Raw genomic sequence first — 24,872 nt, forward strand, 5'->3', positions numbered from 1 at the left:
CCATCATGCTGTGCCCTGACGAACCCGAACTGATCGAACGCATCGCCCTGGCCCTCATCCAGCGCCGCGAGCGCATGGGCACGGCCGAGTCCTGCACCGGCGGGCTCATCGCCGCGGCCTGCACCAGCCTGGCCGGCTCCAGCCAGTGGTTCGAGCGCAGCGTGGTCAGCTACAGCAACCAGGCCAAGACCGAGATGCTGGGCGTGCCGCCGGGCCTGCTGGAGCTGCACGGCGCCGTCAGCGCCGAGGTGGCGCAGAGCATGGCGCGCGGCCTGTACGCCCATGCGCCCGTCGAGTGGACCCTGGCCGTGACCGGCATCGCCGGGCCCAGCGGCGGCAGCGAGGACAAGCCCGTGGGCACGGTCTGGCTGGCGCTGTACCACCACGGCAAGCCCATCAAGGTCTGGCAGGAGCTGTTCAAGGGCGACCGTCATGCCGTGCGAGCGGCCACCGTCCGCGTGGGCCTGGCAGCCCTGTGCGAGGCCCTGGAGGACCGGGACAGCTGATGGCGATTCTCCTGTGTGGTGCCTGGGCGCTGGACCAGCCCGAAGGCCGGGCCGAGCAGCAGCGCTGGCTGCAGGCCCTGCAGCAGGCCCTGCCGGGCGAGGACTGGGTGCTTCAGGCGCCCGAGGACCCGGCGCAGGCCGCGGCCATCGAGATTGCCGTGGTGGCCAACCCGCCGCCCGGCAGCCTGCAGGGCCTGCCGCGCCTGGCCTTGATCCAGTCCCTGTGGGCGGGCGTGGACCGGCTGATGCAAGACCTGACCCTGCCGGCCGGCATCCCCCTGTGCCGCATGGTCGACCCAGCCATGAACGAGGCCATGGTGCAGACGGCGCTGTGGGCCACCCTGGCCCTGCACCGCGGCTTCTTCCAGTGCCAGCAGCAGCAGTGCGCGGCGCAGTGGCGCCAGCCGCCGCAGCTGCGTGCGGCCGAATGGCAGGTGCTGGTGCTGGGGCAGGGCGAGCTGGGCGGCCGCGTGGCCCGCAGCCTGGCCGGCCTGGGCTACGCCGTCTCGGGCTGGAGCCGCCGGCCCAGGACACATGAAGGCGTGCAGGGCCTGCATGGCGAAGACGGCCTGGCCCGGGGCCTGGCCGCGGCGGACACGGTGATCAACCTGCTGCCGCTCACCGACGAGACCCGCGGCTTCTTCGACGCCCGGCGACTGGACGCCTTCAAGCGGGGCGCCAGCCTCATCAATCTGGCGCGCGGCGCCCATGTCGACGAGCAGGCCCTGCTGGCGGCCCTGGACACGGGCCACGTCGGGCATGCGGTGCTGGATGTCTTCCGCCACGAGCCGCTGCCGGCGCCCCATCCCTTCTGGTCGCACCCGCGGGTGACGGTCCTGCCCCACACGGCGGCGCAGACCGATCCGCGCTCGGCGGCCGAGGTGGTGGCGTCCAATGTCAGGGCGCTGCGCAGCGGAACGACATTGCAGCACCGGGTCGAGCGCAGCCAGGGCTACTGAAGCGCCCGGCCCGCCGCCCCGCAGGCGGGTGTGCGTCCCTGAAGCGGGGCTTCTCAAGCGCGGCGGCCCTGCGTTAGCCTTGGGCTTCGTCGTCGGGATGTAAAACACCATGGACTGGCTTCGCAGGCCTGCGCTGTTTCCGGGTCGCCTGGCATCGGCTGTCGCGGGTGTCGATGCGCCCCCGTCCCTGCCGCTGCTGGCGCTGGCCCGGCGGGCCTGGGCCGAGCGCCAGCTGGACAGCCGCCAGGCCCTGTCCTGGGCCGCCGCCGTGCTGGAAGGCCTGCCCACGCTGGACCTTCCCGCGGCCGACGCCCGCCTGCTGGGCGCCCGCATGACCCTGGTCCGGGCCGAGATTCATCTGCAGCAGCTGCGCCTGGACGAGGCCGAGCAGGGCATGAAGGCGGCGCGTGCGCAGTTCGAGGCCTGCAGCGACGACTGCGGGCTGGCCGATGCCTGCTGGCTCGAGCACATCCTGGCCAGTGACCGCGGCGACACCCAGGGCCTGCGCCGCGCCTTGCTGGACGCCCTGGCCTGCGCCGAGCGGGCCGCCGAGCCGGACCGCGCGCTGTTCCTGCGCATCGTGCTGGCCCGGTCCGACATGTTCCGGGACGCCGAAGAGGCGCGCCAGGCCTGGGCCGGCCGCCTGCCTGAATCCATCGAAGGACTCTCGCCGATGTGCGCCGCGGCCCTGGCCGACTACCTCGGCGTCCGCGAGGGGCTGCTGTCGCATTTCTCGCTGTCCGCCACCTGGCTCGAGCAGGGATTCGAACTGGCACTGGCCTCCGGGCAGCTGCGCCGGGCCATGGCCCTGGCCTCGAACCTGGGCTACACCTTCACCGCGTCGTCGGACTATGCCCGCGCCATCGACTGGCTGCAGCGCGGCCTGGAGCTGGCCCGGCGTGCCGGCTGGCCCGGCTCCATCGGCCTGTGCCTGGCGCAGACCGGCGAGGCCATGCGCCGCGTCGGGCAGGTGGGAGCGGCGCGCGAGCTGCTGCAGGAGTGCCTCGACACCCTGTCCGGCCACCCCGACAGCCGCACCATCCTGCTGGCCCTGAGCTATCTGGGCCAGGTGGAACTGGACTCCGGCCATGCGCCGCAAGCCCTGACCCTGTTCGAGACCCTGGTCCGGCGCGCCCTGCTGGTGGGCTCCAGCGACCTGCGCCTGGACGGCGAGCTGGGCCGTGCGCGCTGCCTGCTGCGTCTGCAGCGCCCGGCTGAAGCGCGGGCCGCGGCCCAGGGCGCGCAAGACCTGGCACGCCAGCTGCAGCAGCAGGCCCTGCAGGTGGAACTGCTGTGGCTGCAGGCGGCCATCGCGCGCGCGGCTGCGGCGCCGCCGGCCGAAGTGCTGGACGGGCTGCTGGAGGCCTCGCAACTGGCCGCGGTGATCGAAGGCTACCGCCCGCCGCCGGCCCTGCTCGAGGAGACGGCCGAGGCCCTGGCCGCCGCCGGCCGGCACCAGGAGGCCTATGCGAGCGCACGGCAGGCGGCCCGGGTGCGCAAGGACAGCCTCAGCGACGAAGCCGCCAAGCGCGCCGCCGCCCTGCAGCTGCACCAGCAGATCGAGACCCTGGCCGCGGAGCGCGAGCATCTGCGCCGCCTGGCCGAGGCGGAGTCGGCCCGCGCGCGGGCCCTGGAGGATGCGCAGCAGGTGCTCAGCCACCTGAGCCGCGTGGGGCAGGAGATCACGGCCGAGCTGGTGGCCGAGCGGGTGTTCGATTCGCTGGAGCGCCATGTGCACGCCATGCTGCACGTGGCCTGCATGGCCATCTACCTGCTCGACGAGGCCGGCACCCAGCTCTACTGCGCCTTTGGCGTGGAGGAAGGCCAGCCCTTCGTGGACCCGCCCGTGCCGGTGGACGCGCCGCACAGCTACTGCGCACGCTGCGTGCGGGAGCGCTGCAGCTTCGTCCTGGGCGTGGACGAGCAGCCGCATGCAGACTCGCAGGTGCCAGGCACCAGCCAGATGCTCAGCGTGATGTTCGCGCCGCTGATGATCGGCGAGCGCGTGGTGGGCGTGATGACCGTGCAGTCGCCGCGCGCCGCGGCCTACGGCCAGCGCGAAGAGCTCATCTTCTCCAGCCTCTGTGCCTACGCGGCCATCGCGCTGGACAACGCGCGCGCCTACCAGCGCCTGTCCGAGCTGCAGCGGCACGTGATGGCCCAGGAGAAGCTGGCCGCCCTGGGCGCGATGGTGGCCGGCGTGGCCCATGAGCTGAACACCCCCATCGGCAACAGCCTGCTGGTGTCCTCGGCCCTGCTCAGCGATGCGCGCGACTTCGAGGCCCGCGTGAACCGCGAGCCCCTGCGCCGCAGCGACTGGCAGCAGCACGCCACGCGGTCCCGCGAGGGCCTGGAGGTCATCGAGCGCTGCATGGACACCGCGGCGGCCCTGGTGCGCAGCTTCAAGCAGGTGGCGGTGGATCGCAGTGCGGAGCAGCGCCGGCGCTACGAGCTGCTGGAGCTGTGCCAGCAATGCCACCAGAGCCTGGGCCTGATGCTGCGCCGCGCGGGCGTGCAGCTGGACATCGCGGTGCCGGCGGGCCTGCTCCTGCACGGCTACCCGGGTGCGCTGAGCCAGGTACTGGTCATCCTCATCAACAACGCCGTCACGCACGCCTTCGACGGGCGCGAGCAGGGCCTGATGCGCCTGGAGGCGCAGCTCAACGGGCCGCACCAGGTCCAGCTGAGCCTGCGGGACGACGGCGCCGGCATGAGCCCGGCCGTGCTCAAGCGGGTGTTCGAGCCCTTCTTCACCACCAAGTTCGGGCAGGGGGGCAGCGGCCTGGGCCTGTCGATCTGCCTCAACATCGTCGAGACCCTGCTGGGGGGGCGCATCCGGGTCAGCAGCGAACCGGGCCAGGGCAGCTGCTTCACGCTGGAACTGCCGCTGATCGCCCCCTGATCGCCCGCTGGTTGCGGGATCGGATCAGCTCAGGCCCGCGAACAGCGACTCCGGCGGATCCTCGGCGTCGAGGGCCGGTGGCTTCCACTGCTCCAGCCAGTCCACGAACTGGGCCTCGGGCATGGGCTTGCTGATGAAGTAGCCCTGGCCCTCGTCACAGCCCAGGCGAGCCAGGATTTGCCAGGCCCGCAGGGTCTCCAGCCCTTCGGCCACCACCGACAGCCCGAGGTTGTGGGCCAGCTCGACGGTGGAGCGCACGATCTTGGCGTCGTCCAGGTCGCGCTCCATGGCCATCACGAAGCTCTTGTCGATCTTCAGCTCGTCCACGGGCAGGCGCTTCAGGTAGGCCAGCGAGGAGTAGCCGGTGCCGAAGTCGTCGATGCTCAGCTTGAAGCCCATGGCGGACAGTTGCTCCAGCGTGCTCAGCGCGCGGGCGGGGTCGTCCATGATGGCGCTCTCGGTGATCTCCAGGCACAGCGCCGAGGGCGGCACGCCCTCGGCCTCGATGGCGGCGCGGATCTTCAGGGGCAGGTCCTGGTCCATCAGGTCGCGCGTCGAGAGATTGACGCTGATGCGCAAGACCTGACCCCGCTCGCGGGCCTGCCGCCAGGCGCGGGCCGAGGCGGCCACCACCCAGGCGCTGAGTTGGCGGATGAAGCCGGTCTGTTCCGCGAAGGGGATGAACTGCATGGGCGGCACCAGGCCGCGCTGCGGATGCTCCCAGCGCACCAGGGCCTCGGCGCTGATGACCTGGCCGCTGCGCAGGTCCACCTTGGGCTGCAGGAAGAGGCGCAGCTGGCCGCCCTCGACCGCCCGGCGCAGCTCGCCCAGCAGACTCAGGGACTCCTGGCTGCCCGCGTCCAGGCTGGGGCTGTAGAGCTGGCTGCCGCTTTGACGCTGCTTGGCGGCGTACATGGCCAGCTCGGCCCGGCTCAGCAGGCTGCTGGCGTCGCGGGCCTGGCGCGGGTAGAGCACGATGCCGATGCCGGCACCCAGGTCCACCGTCTGATCCTCGATGTGCAGGGACTGCTCGAAGTCGCGCTGGATGCGCTGGGCCATGGCCAGCGCGGCCTCCTCGTCGGCGCCGTCCAGCAGCAGCGCGAACTCGTCGCCGCCCAGTCGTGCCAGCAGGCTCTGGGAGCCTCGGCACAGCTCGCTGAGCCGCGCGGCCACGCCGCACAGCAGCTGGTCGCCCAGCCGGTGGCCCAGCACGTCGTTGACATGCTTGAAGCGGTCCAGGTCCAGCATCAGCACGGCGCAGGGTGCCTCGCTGGCCTGCAGGCGCTCCTGCAGGCGCTGGCTGAACTGCTCACGGTTGGGCAGGCCGGTCAGCGGGTCCCAGTAGGCCAGGCGATGGACCTGCTCCTCGCGCTCGCGGATGCCCAGGCGCATGGCCTCGAAGCTGCGGGCCAGCTCGGCCACCTCGCCGAGGTCGGAGCCCGAGGCCACGGGCGTGTCATAGTCGCCCGCGCCCAGTCGCAGTGCCGATTGCGTCAGCGAGGCGATGGGGCGGCTGATGCGCCGCGCGGTGAAGACGCTGCCCATGGCGAAGGCGGCGATGCCCGCGGCCGTCAGGGCCAGCAGGGACCACTGCAGCTGGCGGTAGGGCGCCACCGCTTCGTCGAAGGAGGCCCACATCACCGCGCCGATCTGGCGCTTGCCGGCCAGCTCCTGCGGCAGGGGCAGCAGGCGCACCCGCCAGTGCTGCCCGCCCCATTCGCGCCGCAGGGACTGCCCCGGGCTCAGCTCCGCCATGGCGCTGGTGAAGGCGGGGCCGCGCTCGGCGTCTTCCACCACGGAGACGCTTTCCTGCCAGCGCCCGCGCTCCCCGGTGACGAACATGGCGTCGACGTTGATCAGGCGCTTGAGGTCCAGCAGCGGCACTTCATCGAGCCGGAAGCCCATCAGCACATGGCCGATGGTCATGGGGGCGCGGACCGGCACGGTGACCACCTGCATGATCTCGCGGTCCACCAGGACGAGGGTGGCCTGCTCGGGGTCCGGGTCCTGGCGCTTGAGCAGGGGCAGGTAGAGCTCGGCCTGGTCGCGGGTGGCGGCCACCAGCTGGCCCGTCACGTTGGCATAGGCCACCAGCGAGGCGTTGACGCGCTCGCCGTTGTTGTGAAGGGCGTCGCGCAGGGTCTCGATGTCGACCTGCTCGGACGGGCCCTGGCTGCGGCCCACGGCCTCGCGGAAACCGTAGTCCGCGGCCAGCAGCTCGGCAGCGGCCCGCTCGCGGGCGGCCTGCTGGACGAGCAGCCGCTGCAGCATGCGCCCCGCGGTGGCCAGCTTGGCCTCGATGGCGGCCTCGGCGTTGGCCTCGATGCTGTGGCCGATGAAGCCGAAGCTGGCGAGCTGGATCAGCAGCAGCAGCCCCAGGAACAGGGCCACGATGCGGCCCTCGATGCGGCGCGGGTTGAGGAAGGCCGGCAGTTGCGGGGACCCCATCAGCATCGGCCCTTCACTGCGGGGCCAGCACCAGGCTGGACTGGCCCGAGGCCTGCCCGGCAGGCACGGTGAGCTTCTGGCTCAGCAGCAGCGGCTGCAGGCGCGAGGGGTGCCACAGCTTCAGCGCATGCTCGCCCGGAGGCAGGTCCAGGCTCAGCTCGCCCTGGGCGTTGGTCTTGCCGAAGACGGGGGTGTCGACCACCACGATGAAGGCGCCCATGCGGTCGTGGATGTTGCAGCCCAGCGCGGCGACGCCCGGCTTGTCGAAGACGACGGGCTCGGAGGGCGTGCCCGAGTAGAGCTTGATGTCGAAGGGCTTGATGGGCGAGAAGGAATAGACGTGGTGGCGGACCGTGTCGAAGTTGGGGAAGGACACGGCCGTGCCCGTCTGCACCACCAGCACATGCGGCTGGAACTGGCGATCGCGCTGGGCCATCTCGGCGCGGCCGTTGCTGCTGCGCGCGGGGCCCTTGATCTCGACGGCGACCACCGCCTCGGCCAGCGGCTGGCCTTCGGCCGTGCGAAGCTGGAACTGCCAGGGAATGGCTGCGGCCAGGCCCGGCAGCAGGCACAGGGCGGCGCAGCTGCCGCCCAACAGGGTTCGGATCGTTCGCGGGAGCGTGGGCTGCATGCCTGCGCCTTCCAGGAAGGGACAACAGGCCAGACCATAACGCGAAACACCGCGTCGCGGCGTGCCGAATCAGCCGTCTCAGGCCTTGAGAACGAGGCTGGCGTGACGTCCGCCCGCCCCGCGACCCGGCTGACCCAGCGCGGTCTCCAGCAGCATCAGCGCCAGCTTCTGCAGCGCGGCCCAGGGGTCCAGCGGCCAGTCGCGGTGACGCAGGCCCTTGACGATGCCGTCAACGACCTGGGCGGCATCGACCAGGGCCTGGACCTGCATGCCATGCAGCCCCGGCACGATGCGCTCGAACAGCCGCTCCTTGGCGCCCCAGACCCGCGACTCGCGCAGGGCCATGGGCAGGGGCTTGCCGGCATCCACGGCCTCGCGCACGCGCTTGAGGGCGCGGATGTCGTCGGCCAGGGCCCAGTGCACCAGCACGGCGGCCTCGCCCTCGGCTTCGAGGCCTTCGAGCATGCGCAGCACGCGGGGCGTCTGGCCCGAGAGGATGGCCTCGCTGAGCTTGAAGACGTCATAGCGCGCCACGTTCAGCACCGCGCTCTCGATCTGCTCGAAGCTCAGCGGCCCCGGCGGATGCAGCAAGGCCAGCTTCTGCAGCTCCTGGTGCGCGGCCAGCAGGTTGCCCTCCACGCGGTCGGCAAAGAAGGCCAGGCTGCGCTGCCCTTCCTCGCCCTCGACCACGGACTGCCCCTGCGCCGAGAGGCGCTGGGCAAGCCACTGCGGCAGGGCGCGGCGCTCCACGGGTTCGACCTTGATGCTCACGCCTTGCTGGTCCAGAGCGGTGAACCAGGCGCTCGAGAGCTGGGTCTTGTCCAGGCGGGGCAGGGTGACCAGCGTCAGCACGTCCTCGGGCAGGGCCTGGCAATAGCGCTGCAGGGCCTCGGAACCGTCCTTGCCGGGCTTGCCGGAGGGGATGCGGATCTCGATGAACTGACGCTCGGCGAAGAGGCTCAGCGCCTGCGCCGCGCCCAGCACCGGGCCCCAGTCGAAATAGGCGCCGCTGACGATGAAGACCTTGCGCTCGCTGTAGCCCTGGGCGCGCGCCGCGGCACGGATGGCGTCCGCGGCCTCCTGCGCGAGCAGGGGCTCATCCCCATGCACGGTGTACAGGGGCTTGAGGCCTTTGGCGAGTTGCGCGGCCAGCGCGTCGGGGCGGATCTGCATGGTGGCGGCTTCAGCGCAGGCGCACGCTGCCCAGACGGCGCATCACCTGCGCGGCGGCGTCGTACTGCATGGCGCGATAGAGCTGGGCTTCCTCCTGCTCCTTGGCCAGGGCCTGGGATTCGAGGTAGCTCATTTCGCGGCTCATGCGCAGCTCGGTGATGGGCAGCAGCGGCTCGCCGCCGGGCGTGCGCACCAGGTAGTCCAGCTGCAGCTTGAGCTGCCACTCCCGCACCTGGCCGGCGCTGGTGGACACCACGACCGAGCGCTCGCGGTTGTCCCGCAGCGCTTCCAGCACGACCTGCGCCTTGGACGGGTCCTGCACCAGCTGCAGCGGCGACTGCCGCAGCTGCCGGCGCAGTTCCTCGGCCAGCGGCGATTCGGGCGCGAAGCCCGCCAGGGCCAGGGACTGGAAGGCGAACTCCGGATCACGGCGCAGCTCGAAGCCGCAGGCGGCCAGGCCGGTCAGCACGGGCAGCGCGAGCAGCCCGCGGCGCGAGAGGCGACTCATGGCGCTCAGACCACCACGTTGACCAGACGGCCGGGCACGACCACGACCTTCTTGGGAGGCTGGCCGCCGCTGAACTCGGCGAACTTCTCGTGGGCCAGGGCGGCGGCCTCGATGGCGGCCTTGTCGGCGCCTGCGGGCACCTTCAGCGAGCCGCGCAGCTTGCCGTTGACCTGCAGCATCAGCTCGATCTCGTCCTGCACCAGGGCGCCCTTGTCGACCATGGGCCAGGGCGCGTCCAGCAGGTCGCCCAGCTGGGCCGCGAAGCCCAGCTCCTGCCACAGGGTGTGGGCGATGTGCGGGCAGGCCGGGTAGATCACGCGCAGCAGCACCGAGAGGCCCTCGCGCACGGCGGCGGCCTGGCCTGCCACGTCCTTGAAGGCCTCCAGCGCCTTCAGCAGCTTCATGGCCCCGGAGACCACGGTGTTGTAATGCATGCGCTCGTAGTCGCGGGTGACCTGATCGAGCACGTCGTGCACCTCGTGGCGCAGGGCCTTGCCCTCGGCGCTCAGCGCAGCGAAGTCACTGTCGGCGGTCTTCACCACGTCGGCGTTCTTGGCGGCGAAGCCCCAGAGGCGCTTCAGGAAGCGGTGCGCGCCCTCCACGCCGGCGTCGTTCCACTCCAGCGTCTGCTCGGGCGGGCTGGCGAACATCACGAAGAGGCGGGCGGTGTCGGCGCCGTACTGGTTGATCAGCTCCTGCGGGTCCACGCCGTTGTTCTTGGACTTGGACATGGTGCCCACGCCCTCGTAGTCGATGGCCGAGCCATCGCTCTTGAGCTTGGCACCGATGATCTTGCCGCTCTTCTCGTCGAAGACGTTCTCGACCTCATGCGGCCAGAAGTACTCGATGCCGCCCTTGTCGGTGCGGCGCGAGTAGATGTGGTTGAGCACCATGCCCTGCGTCAGCAGCTTGCTGAAGGGCTCGTCGATCTTGACCAGGCCCAGGTCGCGCATGACCTTGGTCCAGAAGCGCGCGTACAGCAGGTGCAGGATGGCGTGCTCGATGCCGCCGATGTACTGGTCCATCGCGGCGCCCTGGCGCATCCAGTAGGCCGTGCCGTCGCCGACCATGGCGTCCTTGTTCTGCGCGTCGCAGTAGCGCATGAAGTACCAGGACGAGTCCACGAAGGTGTCCATGGTGTCGGTCTCGCGCTTGGCGGGCTTGCCGCAGACCGGGCAGGGCACGTTCAGGAAGGCGCTGTGCTTGTTCAGCGGGTTGCCGCTGCCATCGGGGATGCACTCCTCGGGCAGCACCACCGGCAGGTCCTTCTCGGGCACCGGCACCGCGCCGTGCTCGTCGCAGTGGATGATGGGGATGGGCGTGCCCCAGTAGCGCTGGCGGCTCACGCCCCAGTCGCGCAGGCGCCAGGTGGTCTTCTTCTCGCCCAGGCCCTTGGCGCCGACGAGTTCGGCGACCTTGTCCACGGCCTGCTTGTGCGTCAGGCCATCCAGCACGCCGGAGTTGATGCACACGCCCTGCGACTTGTCGCCGAACCAGTCGGCCCAGGTGGTGGTCGAGAAGGTCTGGCCCTCGACGGCCACGACCTGCTTGATCTCGATGCCGTACTTGTTGGCGAAGGCGAAGTCGCGCTCGTCATGCGCGGGCACGCCCATCACGGCGCCGTCGCCGTAGCTCATCAGCACGTAGTTGCCGATCCACACCGGCACCTGCGCGCCGGTCAGCGGATGCGTGACCACGAGGCCCGTGGGCATGCCCTTCTTCTCCTGCGTCGCGAGCTCGGCCTCGGTCGTGCCGCCCTGCTTGCATTCCTCGATGAAGGCCGCCAGTGCCGGGTTCGTGGCAGCGGCGTGCGCGGCCAGGGGGTGCTCTGGCGCGACGGCGCAGAAGGTCACGCCCATGATGGTGTCGGCGCGGGTGGTGAAGACGTAGAGCTTGCCGTCCTGGATCAGGGCGCCGCTGGCGTCCTTGATCTCATGCGGGAAGGCGAAGCGCACGCCCTGGCTCTTGCCGATCCAGTTCTCCTGCATCAGGCGCACGCGCTCGGGCCAGCCGGACAGGTAGTTCTTGTCCTCGGGGTTGGCCACCGCGGCCAGCAGCTCTTCGGCGTAGTCGGTGATCTTGAGGTAGTAGCCGGGGATCTCGCGCTTCTCGACCAGGGCACCGGAGCGCCAGCCGCGGCCGTCGATCACCTGCTCATTGGCCAGCACGGTCTGGTCCACCGGGTCCCAGTTGACGACCTGGGTGCGGCGCTCGGCGATGCCCTTCTCCAGCATCTTCAGGAACAGCCACTGGTTCCACTTGTAGTACTCGGGCTGGCAGGTGGCGATCTCACGCGACCAGTCGATCGCCAGGCCCATGGCCTGCATCTGCGACTTCATGTAGGCGATGTTGGAGTACGTCCACTGCGCCGGCGGCACCTTGCCCTTCATGGCGGCGTTCTCGGCCGGCAGGCCGAAGGCGTCCCAGCCCATGGGCATCAGCACGTTGTAGCCCTTCATGCGCAGCTGACGCGTGAGCATGTCGTTGATCGTGTAGTTGCGCACATGGCCCATGTGCAGCTTGCCGCTGGGGTAGGGCAGCATGGAGCAGGCGTAGAACTTCGGCTTGTTCTCGTCCTCTAGCACGCGGTAAGCGTCGCGTTCGTTCCAGTACTGCCGCGCGGCGGCTTCGATCTCGTTGGGGGCGTACTTGTCGTTCATGCGCCAAATTGTAGGCGCAGGGTGTGGCGCGGCCGCTTCAGGGCTTGTCGCTGCTCGGTGCTTGGGCGACGAAGGCAATGCGGTGCAGGCCGCCGTCCTGGATCCAGCCGATCAGCTCGGCCACGCGGCCGTAGGGCACGGTCTGGTCTGCGCGCAGCTGCACCTCCATCTCGGGGCGGGCCTGGCCCAGCTGCCGGATGCGCTGCTTGAACTCGGCGGGCGTGAGACGCTCCTCGCCGAGGTAGAGCTCGCCGGCCGGGTCCATCGCCACGCTGATGAACTGCGGCGTGTCCGAAGGCGTGGCTGCCTCGCTCTTGGGCAGGTCCAGGCGCAGCGAAGAGCTCATCAGCGGCGCCGTGATCATGAAGATGACCAGCAGCACCAGCATGACGTCGATCAGCGGCGTCATGTTGATCTCGCCCATGGGCCTGGGCGATTCGCGGCGTTCGAGGCGGCCGAAGCTCATGCCGACCCCCGGTTGGCAGCAGGCCGGCAGGGGCGCGGCCCGGCGCTCGGCCTGCGGCGGATGCTCATGATGCGGCGCTGTCCAGGAACTCGCGCAGGTCGTGCGCAAAGCCTTCCAGCTCGGCCTCACAGGCGCCAATCAGCTTGCCGAAGACGTTGTAGGCCAGGACCGCGGGGATGGCCACGGCCAGGCCGGCGGCGGTCATGATCAGGGCTTCGCCCACCGGGCCGGCGACTCGGTCGATGGTCAGGTTGCCCGCGGCGGAGATGCTCTGCAGCGCGTGATAGATGCCCCAGACGGTGCCGAACAGGCCCACGAAGGGCGCTGTGCTGCCCACCGAGGCCAGCAGCACCTGGCCGTACTGCAGCCGTTGCACGACGCGGTGCAGGGCGTCGCGCAGCTGGCGGGTCAGCTGGGACTCCTTGTGTCCCTGGGCTGCCAGAGTCTGGGCCGCGGGCGTCTCGGTGGCCGCTTGCAGCAGGGGGACCAGCACGCCCTCGCGGTCCAGCCGTGACACCGTGCTGTGGCCGTCAGCCAGCGAGGCCGAGTTCCAGAACGCCGACATGCCCTGGGCCAGATCCAGCCGGGCGCGGCGCAGCTGCCAGCCTTTCCAGAAGATCAGCACCCAGGCGCTCACCGACATGGCCAGCAGTAGCAGGGCCACCAGGCGGCCCACGCCATCACTCTGCGTCCAGAACTGGAGGAAGCCGCCCATGGTGCTCAGGCGCGCTTCGCGCTCAGGCCGAGCACGTCGTCCATGTCGTAGAGGCCGGGGCCGCTGCGTGCCAGGAAGCGTGCGGCTCGCAGGCTGCCCTGGGCATAGGTGGCCCGGCTGGAGGACTTGTGCGAGATCTCGATGCGTTCGCCCGTGCCGGCAAAGAGCACGGTGTGGTCACCGATGATGTCGCCACCGCGCACCGTGGCGAAGCCGATGGTGGAGGGGTCGCGCTCGCCGGTCACGCCTTCGCGGCCGTAGACGGCGCAGCTCTTGAGGTCCCGGCCCAGGGCCTGGGCCACCACCTCGCCCATCTTCAGGGCGGTGCCGCTGGGGGCGTCGACCTTGTGGCGGTGGTGGGCCTCGACGATCTCGATGTCATAGCCCTCGTTGAGGGCGCGGGCGGCCATGTCCAGGAGCTTGAGCACGACGTTGACGCCCACGCTCATATTGGGCGCCATCATGATGCCGATCTTCTGGGCGCCGGCGGCGATGCGGGCCTTCTGCTCGGGTTCGAAGCCGGTGGTGCCGATCACCATGGCGACGCCCAGCTCCTCGCACAGGGCCAGGTGGGCCAGCGTGCCTTCGGGGCGGGTGAAGTCGATCAGCACCTGGGCGCCCTGCAGGCCGGCGCGCAGGTCGTCCGTGACGCGCACGCCGCTTTCGCGGCCCAGGAAGCCGCCGGCATCCTGGCCCAGCAGTAGGCTGCCGGGGCGGTCCAGGGCGCCGCTGAGCTGGCAGTCGGGGGACTGCAGCACGGCTTCGATCAGCATGCGCCCCATGCGTCCGGAGGCGCCGGCAATGGCGATGCGCACGGTCATGAGCGGGGCTCCAGCGGCGGATAGCTGCGCACCGGGCCCATGGGCTCCAGCACGGCCGGCGCCTGCTTGGCCGGGGCCGGCAGGGCCTTGCGCTCGTTCTCGCTGAGCGCCAGCTTGGGGGCATCGCCCTTGAGCTTCAGCGTATTGATGGAGGCGACGAATTCGCGCTCCGTGGGGATGTCGTTCGGGGCGTCCACACTCTTGAGGGTGTCGCCCTCGAACCAGACCACCACATGGCGGCGCTGGGGCTCGGTGCCCTGGCGACGGATGGTGAAGATGTAGTCCCAGCGGTCCTCGTGGAAGACGTCGGTCAGCATGGGCGAGCCCAGCAGATCCTGGACCTGCGCGCGCGGCATGCCGGGCTTGACGCTGGCCAGCAGCTCCTTGGTCAGCACGTTGCCTTGCACCACCTCGACGCGGTAGGGGCGCACCAGGCCCAGCACCTTGTCGCCGGTGGCGGAGGTCAGCTCGCTCAGCTTGGGCATCTGGCTGCAGCCGCCCAGGGTCAGCAGCGCCAGCGCCAGCGCGCCGGTCAGCGGCCAGCCGCGGGGGCTGGCGTCAGGAGAAATGAGTCGCATGTCACTAGGGGCTTAGAAGTCGGCGGCCCAAGCTGGCTATGATCGACCCATTCTAGCGGCAGGCCTGGAGCCTGCTGAACGCACGCTGATTGCCAGCAAGACCATGAACCGCACCGACGAAATCAAGAACAGCGGCCTCAAGGCCACGCTGCCGCGCATCAAGATCCTCGAGATCTTCCAGAAGACGACGCAGCGCCACATGACGGCCGAGGACGTCTACAAGGCCCTGCTCGTGGAGGACGCCGACATCGGTCTGGCCACGGTCTACCGGGTGCTGACCCAGTTCGAGCAGGCCGGCCTGCTCTCGCGCAATCATTTCGAGTCCGGCAAGGCGGTGTTCGAGCTCAACGAGGGCCACCACCATGACCACCTGGTCTGCCTGACCTGCGGCAAGGTCGAGGAGTTCTTCGACCCCGAGATCGAATCGCGCCAGCACAAGATCGCCCTGGACCGAGGCTTCGAGCTGCAGGAGCATTCGCTGTCGCTGTATGCGAACTGCATCAAGAAGGACTGTTCCAACAGGCGGTGATGGCCCACCCCCTACCGGCTGCGCCTGCCTCCTCAAGGGGGCACACCCGTAGGCCCGGCGGAGCCGGATCCTCGGGTGTCGCTGGGTGAAATCCCCCCCTGCCGGCTGGGCTGGCCCCCAAGGAGCACACCCGCAGGCCCGGCAAGGCCGGATCCTCGGGTGCCGCGCGTTCGGGGACGCGCTGCTCCCCGTTGATTCCTGGGCTGTGGGCTTGTGGGGCGAGGGGTGAGCTCGGCGTGGCAAGGCCTCAGGCGTCGTCCTGCAGGCCTTTTTCGATGGCGCGCTGGTGGCGCTCGACGAACTCACGGTAGGTGTCGATGCCGCGCAGCTGCAGGATGGTGTTGCGCACCGCGGCTTCCACCAGCACGGCCAGGTTGCGGCCGGCGTCCACGGCAATCACCACCTTGCGCACGGGCATGCCCAGCACGTCCTCGTACAGGGGCTCGTAGGGCAGGCGCTCGAAGTCGCGCTCCATGGTTTCCTTGCGGACCAGGTGCACGATGAGCTTGAGCCGCATCTTGCGGCGCACGGCGGTCTCGCCAAAGATGGCCTTGATGTCCAGCAGGCCGATGCCGCGGACCTCCAGCAGGTTCATCAGCAGTTCAGGGCAGCGGCCTTCGATGGCGGTCTGGGAGATACGGAAGAAGTCCACCGCGTCGTCGGCCACCAGGCCGTGGCCGCGGGAGATCAGTTCCAGGCCCAGCTCGCTCTTGCCCAGTCCGGATTCGCCGGTCAGCAGCACGCCCAGGCCCAGGATGTCCATGAAGACGCCATGACGGGTGGTCCGGTTGGCGCACAGCAGGGCCAGGTAGGAGCGCACCACATCGATGGTGTGGCCGGCGGACTCGGAGGTGACGAAGAGCGGGATCTCGGCACGGTCGCACATGGCCACCAGGCGGTCCGGCGGGTTCTGGTCGTCGGCGACGATGATCACCGGCGGCTCCAGGGTCACGATGCGAGCGATGCGGCGGTCCAGCACTTCGCCCGAGGCCTCGCTGAGGTAGGCCACCTCGCGGCGTCCCACCAGCTGCACGCGGTAGGGGTGGATGTAGTTCAGGTAGCCGACCAGGTCGGCGGCGGACTGGGCGTCCCGCACGGCCGTGTCGTCGAAACGGCGCTCGGGGTGGGCGTGTCCGGCGATCCAGGCCCAGCGCAGGGCCTCGCGGAGTTCTTCAAAGAGGCGGTCGGCGCTGATCGAGGTGGGCTTCATCCCGTCATCGGCCTCAGGCGACCGACTTCAGCGGTTCCCAGTCGGCGATCAGCTTGTGCAGCGTCGCCGCCTCGGCCTCGGTCTTGAGGCGCTCGCGCAGTTCGCGGTCCGAGAGCATCTCGGCGATCTCGGAGAGGATTTCCAGGTGGCGCTGGGTGGCGGCTTCGGGCACCAGCAGGAAGATCAGCAGGGAGACGGGTTCGTCATCCGGAGCGTCGAAGCCGATGGCCTGCTGCACGCGCAGCACCGCAGCCAGCGGATTCTTCAGGCCCTTGATGCGGCCGTGGGGGATGGCCACGCCATGGCCCAAGCCGGTCGAGCCCAGGCGTTCCCGGGCAAAGAGATTGTCCGTGACCAGGGCGCGCGCGATGGAATGGTTGTTCTCGAACAGCAGGCCTGCCTGTTCGAAAACTCGTTTCTTGCTGGAGGCGTCCACATTCACCAGCACATTGCTGGCAGGCAGGATGGCGGCGAGACGGTTCATCGAGGTCACAGCGCCGATTACGGCCGGGTCGGCCTTGGGCGGGACGCTTGGTCACTAGGGTTGGAAAACCGATTATAGAAAGCTCCTTGACCCTGGGCGTCCTGCCCGGGCGAAGAGCCCTCCAAATGGGTGCGATAGCGTGATATTGAGGCGCTTCGGCAACGCTGCCGCGCCACGGGCGGGGCAGCAAAAAGGCGCCCGGATGGGCGCCTTGCGTACAGGACGGATTGACGTCAGGACTCAGGAGGCCGGCATGTCCATGCGCTTGACGGCCTGGTGGTGGTGGTCCTGGAGCTTGTCCTTGTGGCGGCAGACCTGACGATCCAGCTTGTCCATCAGCTGGTCAATGGCGGCATAGAGATCTTCGTGAGCTTGCTCGACAAAGATGTCACGTCCCTTCACATGGACAGTGACTTCGGCCTTTTGCCTGCGCTCCTTCTCCTTCTGCTTCTCCACCGTGAGCAGGACGTTGATGTCAACAACCTGGTCAAAGTGGCGGGTCACCCGGTCCAGCTTGGTCAGCACGTATTCGCGCAGCGCTGGGGTCACTTCAAGATGGTGGCCGCTGATAGTCAGGTTCATAAAGCCTCCTTTCACAGGGCTTGGTCGCGAGAAAGCATTGATGCTTGAGAACACTTGGGGGACGCCGTGGCGGCGGCCGCCCTTCTTCAGGGATACAGAGGTCTTGAGGGGGAGGTTGAGGCGTCTTGGAAAGGTGTGCGGCGGTGAGTAGCGGAGTGGAGGAGTCGTTCTTGCTGTGAGCCAGTTTGCTCCCGAAGCATGACTGTGACAAGCGTTTTAAAGCGCCTTCTAGTGGCTTGCAGGGCTGCTCTTTTGCTTCAGCGCAAAGCCGTGATGGAATGCGCGATCGGCCCGCGCAGCGCGCAGGCGCGGCCTCAGGGCAAGCCCGCTGATATCGTCGGCGGCGCCGCCATAGAAATGCTTGATGCGCCTGACGACGGGACGCGATAATGCGCCGTCCCCACCACTGGAGCCTTTCTTGGACAGCGATCACCCTCGGTGACCGTCCACTCCAGCGTCCCGGAGCACGCGGCCCCTTGAGCAGGCCCTGCGTTGCGGCCGGTGTCCGGAGTGAGACGGGTCGCCTTCACCCCCTTCCCCGGACTTGGCCTGCCCTGCACGCTCGTCCATCGCCCACAGACTGATCCTGCCGCGCCCCGCAGCCGGCCGGACGCATGCGCTGGAGCCCTCATGCTCAATGTCTTCACGCTGGACAACGGCCGCCTCAAGGGTGGGCTGTTCCAGGACGAAATCGAATCCGCCGCCGATCTGGCCATGGCCCGCCCCGTCTGGGTGGACCTGGAGAACCCCACATCCGAGGAAAAGGGCTGGATACGAGAGCGCTTCGGGCTGATCATTCCCGAGGACATCGTCGACGACGACCTTGAGGAATCCGCCCGCTTCTACGAGGAAGACAACGGCGAGCTGCACATCCGCTCCGACTTCCTCATCGAGGACGACGAGTCGGCCCGCAATGTGCGGGTGGCCTTCATCCTGCACCAGAACGTGCTCTTCTCCGTGCACAACGAGGACCTGCCGGTCTTTCGCCTGCTGCGACTGCGGGCCCGCCGCATCCCGGCACTCATCGAGGACGCCAAGGACGTGCTGCTGAAGCTCTATGACGCGGATGCCGAGTACTCCGCCGACGTGCTGGAAGGCATCTACGACAAGCTGGAGCGCATCAGCGCCCGCGTGCTGAAGAGCGACGTCAACGATGCCGAGGCCGGCGAGGTGCTGGCCGCCATCGCCCGCGAGGAAGACTTGAACGGGCGCATCCGCCGCAATGTGATGGACACCCGCCGTGCCGTCAGCTTCATGATGCGCAGCCGCATGCTCAATGCCGAGCAGTTCGAGGAGTCGCGCCAGATCCTGCGGGACATCGACTCGCTGGACTCCCACACGGCCTTCCTGTTCGACAAGATCAACTTCCTGATGGACGCCACGGTCGGCTTCATCAACATCAACCAGAACAAGATCATCAAGATCTTCTCCGTGGCCAGCGTGGCCCTGCTGCCGCCGACCCTGATCGCCAGCATCTACGGCATGAATTTCAAGCACATGCCGGAACTCGATGCGGAATGGGGCTACCCCTTCGCCATCGCCCTGATGGTGGCCTCGGTGGCCGCGCCCTTCATCTACTTCCGCCGCAAGGGCTGGCTGCGCTGAAGACGCTGCGCCAGTGGCGGCAGGATCAACGCGCCGGCATGCAGGCCGCCGCCGTTCCGTGAGGAGCACTGCGGGCTGAGGGTCGGGCGCCGTTGCGCCCGCGGTACCACCCGGCCTCTGCTGCAGCCGTTCAGGATTCGTCTTTGGGAATGGCGGCAATCGCGGGCCGCGAAGCGGTCGCGGCTGCCCGCGGCGCTGGAAGGCTGCCCGCCGCTGTAGCTTTACGTCAGGCAGCGGCCAAGAAAAAGGGCTCCCGCAACAGCGGGAGCCCTGGACATAAAAGAAGCCGCAAGATGCCCCGGGACCAACGAGGGAGGGAGGGAGGAGGAGGAGAAGAGTCCCGGGATTTCAGCCCCAACACTGGGGAGATCTTGCGACCGAAAGCTTGTGGCTACTTTACTCGTTTGTGGTTTCGCTGTGTAAGCACGCCAGCCGTACTTTTCAAACCTTTGCGCAATTCTGCAAATGAATTGGCGCTACAGCGCGGATTGTTGGGCCTGGGGGCCGGAAGTTTTGCTACTTCTGTCCCAGGTGCCGGGTACAAGAACGAGTTCTTGAGCGAAAGTGTGGGCCTTCGGGCTTACACCAAGCTTCAAGGGCGGGGTTTTCACGGAATGACGGCCGCTGGAGATGTCCCGCGTTTCTGTGTCATGCGGAAATGCGACGCTCCCGGCGTAACCGGCGCGGTCACGGTTTTTGCGCCCGAGGCCGTCTGGCAGCTGCGTGGCAGGGTGGCTGTCACATGGCTGCAAGCCTTTGCTGTTGAACTGCTGCGGGGCTGACCGGCGCGGCCGGCCCTGCCCGGCTGCGCCGACCCCGTTGCCGAGGCTCACCCACTTGCGGGGCCTTGTCCGGGGGCGAAAGCTCCTTGGCGCCCGCCCCGTTTAGAATGCCGCCCCTAAACCATAGGACGGACCATGCTCTACCCCGAACTCTTCAAGCAACTGGAAGCCGTGCGCTGGAACATGGACACCGACATCCCCTGGGACACGTTCGATGCCAGCCTGCTCACCGAAGACCAGGCCCAGACCATCAAGATGAATGCGATCACCGAGTGGGCGGCTTTGCCGGCCACCGAGATGTTCCTGCGTGACAACCGCGACGACAGCGACTTCTCCGCCTTCATGAGCGTCTGGTTCTTCGAGGAGCAGAAGCACTCCCTGGTGCTGATGGAATACCTGCGCCGCTTCCGCCCGGACCTGGTGCCCAGTGAGCAGGAATTGCATGAGATCCGTTTCGACTTCGATCCGGCGCCCGCCCTCGAGACGCTGATGCTGCACTTCTGCGGCGAGATCCGCCTGAACCACTGGTACCGCCGTGCCGCCGAATGGCACACCGAGCCGGTGATCAAGGCCATCTACGAGACCCTGGCCCGCGACGAAGCCCGCCATGGCGGCGCCTACCTGCGCTACATGAAGCGCGCCATGCAGAAGTTCGGTGACGAAGCCCGTGCTGCCTTCGCCAAGGTGGGCGTGCTGATGGCCAGCGCCCGCCGCACGGCCCAGGCCCTGCACCCGACCAATCTGCACGTCAACGCCAAGCTCTTCCCCCGCGACACCATCCAGAGCCGCCTGCCGGATCCGGAATGGCTGGAGAAGTGGCTGGACAAGCAGATCCAGTTCGATGCCGTCTGGGAGAACAAGGTGGTGGATCGCATCCTGCACAACATGAGCCTGCTGATGGAGCGCAGCTTCGCCAGCGTGCAGGAGCTGAACCGCTTCCGCAAGGAAGTCAGTGCCAAGGTGACCGCAGCCGGCGGTGCTGCCAGCGGCGCCGAGCCCAGCCCCGCGGCCTGATCGCACCGTCGATTCCGCAAAGACAAAGCCCGCCAATCGGCGGGCTTTTTACTGGAGGCTCGCGAGGGCTCAGCTAGCCTGGCGGCGCTTGAGCACCAGCAGGTAGAAGCACAGGCCGGCCAGGGCCAGGCCGCCGACGAAGTGCGGCGAAACCAGCTGGGCGAAGGCCGCGCCCAGGTCATGCAGCACCAGCTGCAGCAGGCTGGCGAAACTCTCGTGCTCCAGCTGCTGGGCGGCGCCCCGGCCTTCCAGGGTCATGCTGGCATTGAACAGAGCCTTGCCGGCTCCTTCGAACTGGGCCTTCAGCAGTTCGGCCACGATGCGGTTGTGATAGACCTTGTCCAGCACGTTGGCGATGATCACGGTGCCGCCAATCAGCACGGGCACCCCCCAGCGCTTGAGCCAGGCCGCCGCCGCCATCAGGGCCATGAACATGGGCGCCAGCCACAGCGTCATCAGCAGCAGGCCGATGCTCAGGCGCAGCCAGCCCAGGACGACGATGCTCATCAGGCTGCCCCAGGGCACCTGGCCGAAGCCGGCAAAGCCGTGGATCTTGAGCAGGGCTGCTGCGGCCATCACGGGCCCGCAGACCAGGCCGACGGCCATGGCTGCCATGGGCACGAGCAGCGCGTGCGTCAGCACGGTGGCGCCGATGCTCTCGACATGCGTGGCCGGCAGGGACAGCCAGAACTCGACGGAGCGGTCCTGCTGATCGCGGCGGGACAGGCCCGGCAGCTGGAACATCGACACGATCCAGCTCAGGGCGAACACGCCCGCCATGCTGCCCAGCATGGCCACGGCGGCCACGGCCACCGGCGGCGGGACTTGGGCGTCGCCGTCGACGATCGGGCCCTGGAGAGGCATCAGCAGCAGGATCAGTGCGGGCGGCACCAGCATCACCAGCAGCCAGCCGAGGCGGTGCTGCATCCACTCGCGCTGCATGAGGGTCAGGAATCGTTGTGCATTCATGGTCGGTCTCCTTCAGGCCTCGCGGGGCTGCAGTTCAGGCTTGCGGGTCAGGGCGACGAAGAGGTCGACCAGGCTGGGGCGGAATCGCTGGCCCAGGGCCTGGACGTCTGCCGGCGGCTCGCCGTCGAACAGGGCCGCCGAGCGGCCTTGCTGGCGGTAGCGCAGCAACGGGTGGGCGCGGGCCACGGTGTCGGCGGCAGCCGGGTCGTGGGCCAGGGCCACGAAGCGGGAGTCCATCTCTTCCAGGCTGATGTTGAGCACCAGCTTGCCCTCGTCCAGCATCATCACGTCGGACAGCAGGCTCTCGATCTCCTCGACCTGGTGGGTGGAGATGACCACCGTGCGCTCGCCATCGCACCATTCGTCGATGAGCATCTCGTAGAAGCTCTTGCGGGAGATCACATCCAGGCCCAGGGTGGGCTCATCGAGAATCATGAGCCGGGTGTCGATCGCGGCCACCAGCGCCAGGTGCAGCTGCGTCACCATGCCCTTGGACAAGGCCTTGACCTTGTCATTGAGGCTGACGCTGGTGCGCTTGAGCAGGGCGCGGGCCCGCTCGGACGAGAACTGCGGCTGCAGACCGCTCATCAGCGTGATCAGCTCGTGCACGCGGGCCCAGCGGGGCAGCACGGCCACATCGGGGATGTAGGACAGGCCCTTGAGCAGCTCGGTGCGCTGGCTGCGCGGATCCAGGCCGAGCACGCGAAGCTCGCCTTCTCCGCCCTGCAGGCCCACCATCGCCTTCATCAGCGAGGTCTTGCCTGCGCCGTTGTGGCCCAGCAGGCCCACCACGCGGCCCTTGGGGATCTGGAAGCTGAGGTGGTCGCAGGCGACCTTGCGGCCGTAGCGCAGCGTGAAGTCACGGGCGCTGACCAGGGCTTCGGTGTTGTTGTTGGCGTTCATTGCAGGTCCTCCCATTGCAGATCCTGGGCGCTGAGCCCCAGGCGCTTGAGCTTTTCTCGCAGCAGCGGCCATTCCTTGCTCAGGAACTGCTTCCGCTCGCTTTCCAGCAGGCGCTGGCGGGCGCCGGGCCGCACATACATGCCCAGGCCTCGGCGGCTTTCAACCAGGCCGTTGTCGGCCAGCGACTGCAGCGCGCGGCTGACCGTCAGCGGGTTGATCAGGTATTGGGTGGCCAGCAGGCGGACCGAGGGCAGGGCCTCGCCCTCGGGTGGATTGCCATCCAGCAGCTGACTGGCCAGTCGGTCGGCCAGCTGCTGGTAGATCGGCGCGTTGTCGTTCCAGCTTTGCATGTCGCTTCAGGCCAGGAGCCTGCGGTGTGTTGCTGATGTAGCACACCATAACAATGCGGGCAGGGGGGACCTAGCGGGGGGCGACAGACTGCAGTGGGAGCGGGATGAACTGCATGGGGTGGGGCGGTGCCAGTGCCGCGCTCTGCCGACCTCCCGATCAAGAACCCGCGCGCCTCACGGAGGCCTCGGGCGCTGGTCTGGCGCTGGTCTGGCGCCGGATGCGAAGGCTTTTCTGTAGTCACGGGGCGAGAGGGTCAGGCGCTCGCGGAAGTGGTGCCGCAACCCCTGAACGCTGCCAAATCCCACCTCGGCCGCCACTTGCTCCACGGACAGCGCCGTGCGCTCCAGCAAGCGCTGGGCCTGCACGACGCGCTGCTCGATCAGCCATTGCCCCGGGCTCAGGGCGGTGGCTTCGACGAAGCGCCTCAGGAACGTGCGGGGGCTCATGGCCACCAACGCGGCCATCCGGTCCACCGTCCAGTCGGCGCTGAGCTCGGACCGGATCCGGTCGAGGGCCTCGGTCAGCCGGTGGCCTCGATCCGCCGGGACCGCCCGCTCGATGAACTGCGCCTGCCCGCCGCTGCGGTGCGGTGGCATGACCAGCCGGCGGGCGACGGAGTTCGCGGCCTCGGCGCCGTGGTCCTGGCGAATGATGTGCAGCATGAGGTCGATGCCCGCGGCGCTGCCTGCCGAGGTGTAGATCCGGTCCTCCTCGACATAGAGCACGTCGGCATCGACGTCAATCTCGGGGTGGCACGCGGCCAGCTGGTCAGCATAGCGCCAGTGGGTGGCGGCCCGGCGGCCATTGAGCAGGTCCGTCGCGGCGAGGACGAACGCCCCGGAGCAGATGGAGGCAAGGCGAGCGCCACGCTCCCAGGCGCTGCGCAGCCGCGCGGCCAGCTCGGCAGGCACCGGGACGCCGGCCCCCTTCCAGCCTGCGGCCACGATCAGGTCGGCCTGATCCAGCAGCTCGATGCCTCCCGATGCCGTGAAGGTCAGGCCACCATGGGCACGCAGGGGCCCGGGCTCCACGGCCGCGGTCGCGTACCGGTACCAGCTTCGCCCCATTTCCGGCCTGGGCAACCCGAACACCTCGGCAACGATGGCGAACTCGAAGGTGCAAAGGCCGTCGTGGGCCAGGGCCACCACCAAAGGGCCGGTCAACTCGCCGGAGGCTGATTCGTGCGAGGCGTGCATGGCTGGCGAGAAATTGACGATAAGTGTCTTTTGCGCCAATTGTGGCACCGCACCGCCTTGGACACGATGGCGACTCCTTCACAACGGAGCAAGACATGCCCACCGAAGTCACCGCAGTTCCTGCCGCGCCCTCCGCCCTGGCCGAAGCCCATTTCGCCGCGGAATTCACGTTCGAGACCGACTGCTGGGACGTGCATGAAGGCCTGCAGGCCGGCGCCGATTTCGTGCTGCTCGATGTGCGATCGCCCGCGATGTATGCCAAGGGGCACGTGCCTGGCGCCCTCAACCTGCCCCACGGCAAGCTCGTTCAGGGCAAGCTGGCGCAATGGCCGGCGAACACCCTGTTCGTGACGTACTGTGCGGGCCCGCACTGCAATGGCGCCGCGCGCGGCGCCCTGCGGCTGGCCAGGCTCGGGCGTCCCGTCAAGATCATGGCGGGTGGCCTCACCGGCTGGATCGACGAAGGCTTCGCGCTGGCGACCGGCGAGACTCCGGATTGATCGCCTGGCCTGCCTGTCGCCGGCCGTCGAGGTGACGCTGGTGACGGGCGTGCCGTGATCGCCCGAAATTCGTCCTCAAGTTCGCGCCGGACTTGCCGATAGAGCCCCCATGGACATCAACAGCGCTCCCAGCGTCGACGCCGCGGTCAGCAATGTCTCCAGCGGCACTCCAGGCACGGTGGGTCACAGCGCCGGCCTGCTGGTGCTGCGAAAGGCCCTGGACGCCCAGGAAGCCGGCGCCGCGGCCTTGCTCGCCGCCTTGCCGCAGGCGCCTGCCCTGGCCACCGAAGGCCATCTGGGGCGACATCTCAACACCTACGCCTGAACGGGCTTTTGCGCCCTTCGGCGGCCTGACAAGTGCTTCGACCGGCGGCACGGCA

The 24,872-nt window shown here is 68.7% G+C and carries 24 protein-coding genes; 8 read left to right on the forward strand and 16 right to left on the reverse strand.

Going from position 1 to position 24,872, the window contains the following annotated elements; translation table 11 throughout:
• The first annotated feature begins 5 nt into the window (after positions 1–5).
• The 3 genes from O9Y01_RS08025 to O9Y01_RS08035 all read left to right on the forward strand — a co-directional run bounded on the left by O9Y01_RS08025 (position 6) and on the right by O9Y01_RS08035 (position 4,367).
• On the forward strand, positions 6–506 hold the full coding sequence (locus tag O9Y01_RS08025; RefSeq protein ID WP_269631012.1) for a CinA family protein: 501 nt from the start codon (positions 6–8) through the stop codon (positions 504–506).
• On the forward strand, positions 506–1,465 hold the full coding sequence (locus tag O9Y01_RS08030) for a 2-hydroxyacid dehydrogenase (protein ID WP_269631013.1): 960 nt from the start codon (positions 506–508) through the stop codon (positions 1,463–1,465). Before O9Y01_RS08025 ends, O9Y01_RS08030 begins: the two co-directional genes overlap by 1 nt.
• A gap of 109 nt (positions 1,466–1,574) precedes the next feature.
• On the forward strand, positions 1,575–4,367 hold the full coding sequence (locus O9Y01_RS08035) for a sensor histidine kinase (protein WP_269631014.1): 2,793 nt from the start codon (positions 1,575–1,577) through the stop codon (positions 4,365–4,367).
• 24 nt (positions 4,368–4,391) lie between these two features.
• Here O9Y01_RS08035 and O9Y01_RS08040 read toward each other — a convergent pair whose 3' ends face one another.
• The 9 genes from O9Y01_RS08040 to O9Y01_RS08080 form a co-directional block, all read right to left on the reverse strand.
• A complete protein-coding gene (locus O9Y01_RS08040) occupies positions 4,392–6,821 on the reverse strand; it encodes a putative bifunctional diguanylate cyclase/phosphodiesterase (RefSeq protein ID WP_269631015.1) in 2,430 nt (809 codons plus the stop codon).
• 7 nt (positions 6,822–6,828) lie between these two features.
• Positions 6,829–7,446 carry a methylamine utilization protein gene (locus O9Y01_RS08045; RefSeq protein ID WP_269631016.1) on the reverse strand — a complete coding sequence of 206 codons (618 nt, stop codon included), beginning with the start codon at positions 7,444–7,446 and terminating at the stop codon, positions 6,829–6,831.
• A 78-nt stretch (positions 7,447–7,524) separates the two neighbouring features.
• Entirely contained in the window at positions 7,525–8,619 is a 1,095-nt protein-coding gene (holA, locus tag O9Y01_RS08050) for a DNA polymerase III subunit delta (protein ID WP_269631017.1), read from the reverse strand.
• A gap of 10 nt (positions 8,620–8,629) precedes the next feature.
• A complete protein-coding gene (locus O9Y01_RS08055; protein WP_269631018.1) occupies positions 8,630–9,127 on the reverse strand; it encodes an LPS-assembly lipoprotein LptE in 498 nt (165 codons plus the stop codon).
• Between the two features lie 5 nt (positions 9,128–9,132).
• Complete coding sequence (gene leuS, locus O9Y01_RS08060) at positions 9,133–11,787, reverse strand: leucine--tRNA ligase (protein WP_269631019.1); 2,655 nt, start codon at positions 11,785–11,787, stop codon at positions 9,133–9,135.
• Positions 11,788–11,824: 37 nt separating this feature from the next.
• Positions 11,825–12,253, reverse strand: a complete 429-nt coding sequence (locus tag O9Y01_RS08065) for an ExbD/TolR family protein (protein WP_269631020.1) — start codon at positions 12,251–12,253, stop codon at positions 11,825–11,827.
• 64 nt (positions 12,254–12,317) lie between these two features.
• Positions 12,318–12,968, reverse strand: a complete 651-nt coding sequence (locus tag O9Y01_RS08070) for a MotA/TolQ/ExbB proton channel family protein (RefSeq protein WP_269631021.1) — start codon at positions 12,966–12,968, stop codon at positions 12,318–12,320.
• A gap of 5 nt (positions 12,969–12,973) precedes the next feature.
• Positions 12,974–13,789: a 4-hydroxy-tetrahydrodipicolinate reductase gene (gene dapB, locus O9Y01_RS08075; protein WP_269631022.1), complete on the reverse strand. Its 816-nt coding sequence runs from the start codon at positions 13,787–13,789 to the stop codon at positions 12,974–12,976.
• Entirely contained in the window at positions 13,786–14,367 is a 582-nt protein-coding gene (locus tag O9Y01_RS08080) for an outer membrane protein assembly factor BamE (RefSeq protein ID WP_269631023.1), read from the reverse strand. The genes dapB and O9Y01_RS08080 overlap by 4 nt, the downstream gene beginning before the upstream one ends.
• 103 nt (positions 14,368–14,470) lie before the next feature.
• Here O9Y01_RS08080 and fur point away from each other — a divergent pair, with 103 nt between their 5' ends.
• Positions 14,471–14,896 carry a ferric iron uptake transcriptional regulator gene (gene fur, locus O9Y01_RS08085; RefSeq protein ID WP_269631024.1) on the forward strand — a complete coding sequence of 142 codons (426 nt, stop codon included), beginning with the start codon at positions 14,471–14,473 and terminating at the stop codon, positions 14,894–14,896.
• A gap of 247 nt (positions 14,897–15,143) precedes the next feature.
• Here fur and hprK read toward each other — a convergent pair whose 3' ends face one another.
• The 3 genes from hprK to hpf form a co-directional block, all read right to left on the reverse strand.
• A complete protein-coding gene (gene hprK, locus O9Y01_RS08090) occupies positions 15,144–16,106 on the reverse strand; it encodes an HPr(Ser) kinase/phosphatase (RefSeq protein ID WP_269631025.1) in 963 nt (320 codons plus the stop codon).
• A 13-nt stretch (positions 16,107–16,119) separates the two neighbouring features.
• A complete protein-coding gene (locus tag O9Y01_RS08095; RefSeq protein WP_183103497.1) occupies positions 16,120–16,590 on the reverse strand; it encodes a PTS sugar transporter subunit IIA in 471 nt (156 codons plus the stop codon).
• A gap of 240 nt (positions 16,591–16,830) precedes the next feature.
• Positions 16,831–17,172, reverse strand: a complete 342-nt coding sequence (gene hpf, locus O9Y01_RS08100; protein WP_269631026.1) for a ribosome hibernation-promoting factor, HPF/YfiA family — start codon at positions 17,170–17,172, stop codon at positions 16,831–16,833.
• A 630-nt stretch (positions 17,173–17,802) separates the two neighbouring features.
• Here hpf and corA point away from each other — a divergent pair.
• Both corA and O9Y01_RS08110 read left to right on the forward strand, forming a co-directional pair.
• Positions 17,803–18,777 carry a magnesium/cobalt transporter CorA gene (gene corA, locus O9Y01_RS08105; RefSeq protein ID WP_269631027.1) on the forward strand — a complete coding sequence of 325 codons (975 nt, stop codon included), beginning with the start codon at positions 17,803–17,805 and terminating at the stop codon, positions 18,775–18,777.
• A 917-nt stretch (positions 18,778–19,694) separates the two neighbouring features.
• Entirely contained in the window at positions 19,695–20,573 is an 879-nt protein-coding gene (locus O9Y01_RS08110; protein ID WP_269631028.1) for a ferritin-like domain-containing protein, read from the forward strand.
• Positions 20,574–20,642: 69 nt separating this feature from the next.
• Here the strand turns inward: O9Y01_RS08110 and O9Y01_RS08115 are convergent, their stop codons facing one another.
• The 4 genes from O9Y01_RS08115 to ftrA all read right to left on the reverse strand — a co-directional run bounded on the left by O9Y01_RS08115 (position 20,643) and on the right by ftrA (position 23,992).
• On the reverse strand, positions 20,643–21,542 hold the full coding sequence (locus O9Y01_RS08115; RefSeq protein WP_269631029.1) for a hypothetical protein: 900 nt from the start codon (positions 21,540–21,542) through the stop codon (positions 20,643–20,645).
• A gap of 12 nt (positions 21,543–21,554) precedes the next feature.
• Positions 21,555–22,445, reverse strand: a complete 891-nt coding sequence (locus tag O9Y01_RS08120; RefSeq protein ID WP_269631030.1) for an ABC transporter ATP-binding protein — start codon at positions 22,443–22,445, stop codon at positions 21,555–21,557.
• A complete protein-coding gene (locus O9Y01_RS08125; RefSeq protein ID WP_269631031.1) occupies positions 22,442–22,795 on the reverse strand; it encodes a GntR family transcriptional regulator in 354 nt (117 codons plus the stop codon). Before O9Y01_RS08125 ends, O9Y01_RS08120 begins: the two co-directional genes overlap by 4 nt.
• 174 nt (positions 22,796–22,969) lie before the next feature.
• A complete protein-coding gene (ftrA, locus tag O9Y01_RS08130) occupies positions 22,970–23,992 on the reverse strand; it encodes a transcriptional regulator FtrA (protein WP_442952736.1) in 1,023 nt (340 codons plus the stop codon).
• Positions 23,993–24,087: 95 nt separating this feature from the next.
• Between ftrA and O9Y01_RS08135 the strand changes: the two genes are divergently transcribed.
• Positions 24,088–24,492, forward strand: coding sequence for a rhodanese-like domain-containing protein (locus O9Y01_RS08135; RefSeq protein WP_269631032.1), 405 nt, complete (start codon positions 24,088–24,090; stop codon positions 24,490–24,492).
• A 109-nt stretch (positions 24,493–24,601) separates the two neighbouring features.
• Positions 24,602–24,817 carry a putative motility protein gene (locus O9Y01_RS08140; RefSeq protein WP_269631033.1) on the forward strand — a complete coding sequence of 72 codons (216 nt, stop codon included), beginning with the start codon at positions 24,602–24,604 and terminating at the stop codon, positions 24,815–24,817.
• The last annotated feature ends 55 nt before the right edge of the window (positions 24,818–24,872 follow it).

Source organism: Pelomonas sp. BJYL3 (genome assembly GCF_027257975.1).
GTDB classification, from domain to species: Bacteria; Pseudomonadota; Gammaproteobacteria; order Burkholderiales; family Burkholderiaceae_C; genus Roseateles_B; species Roseateles_B flavus.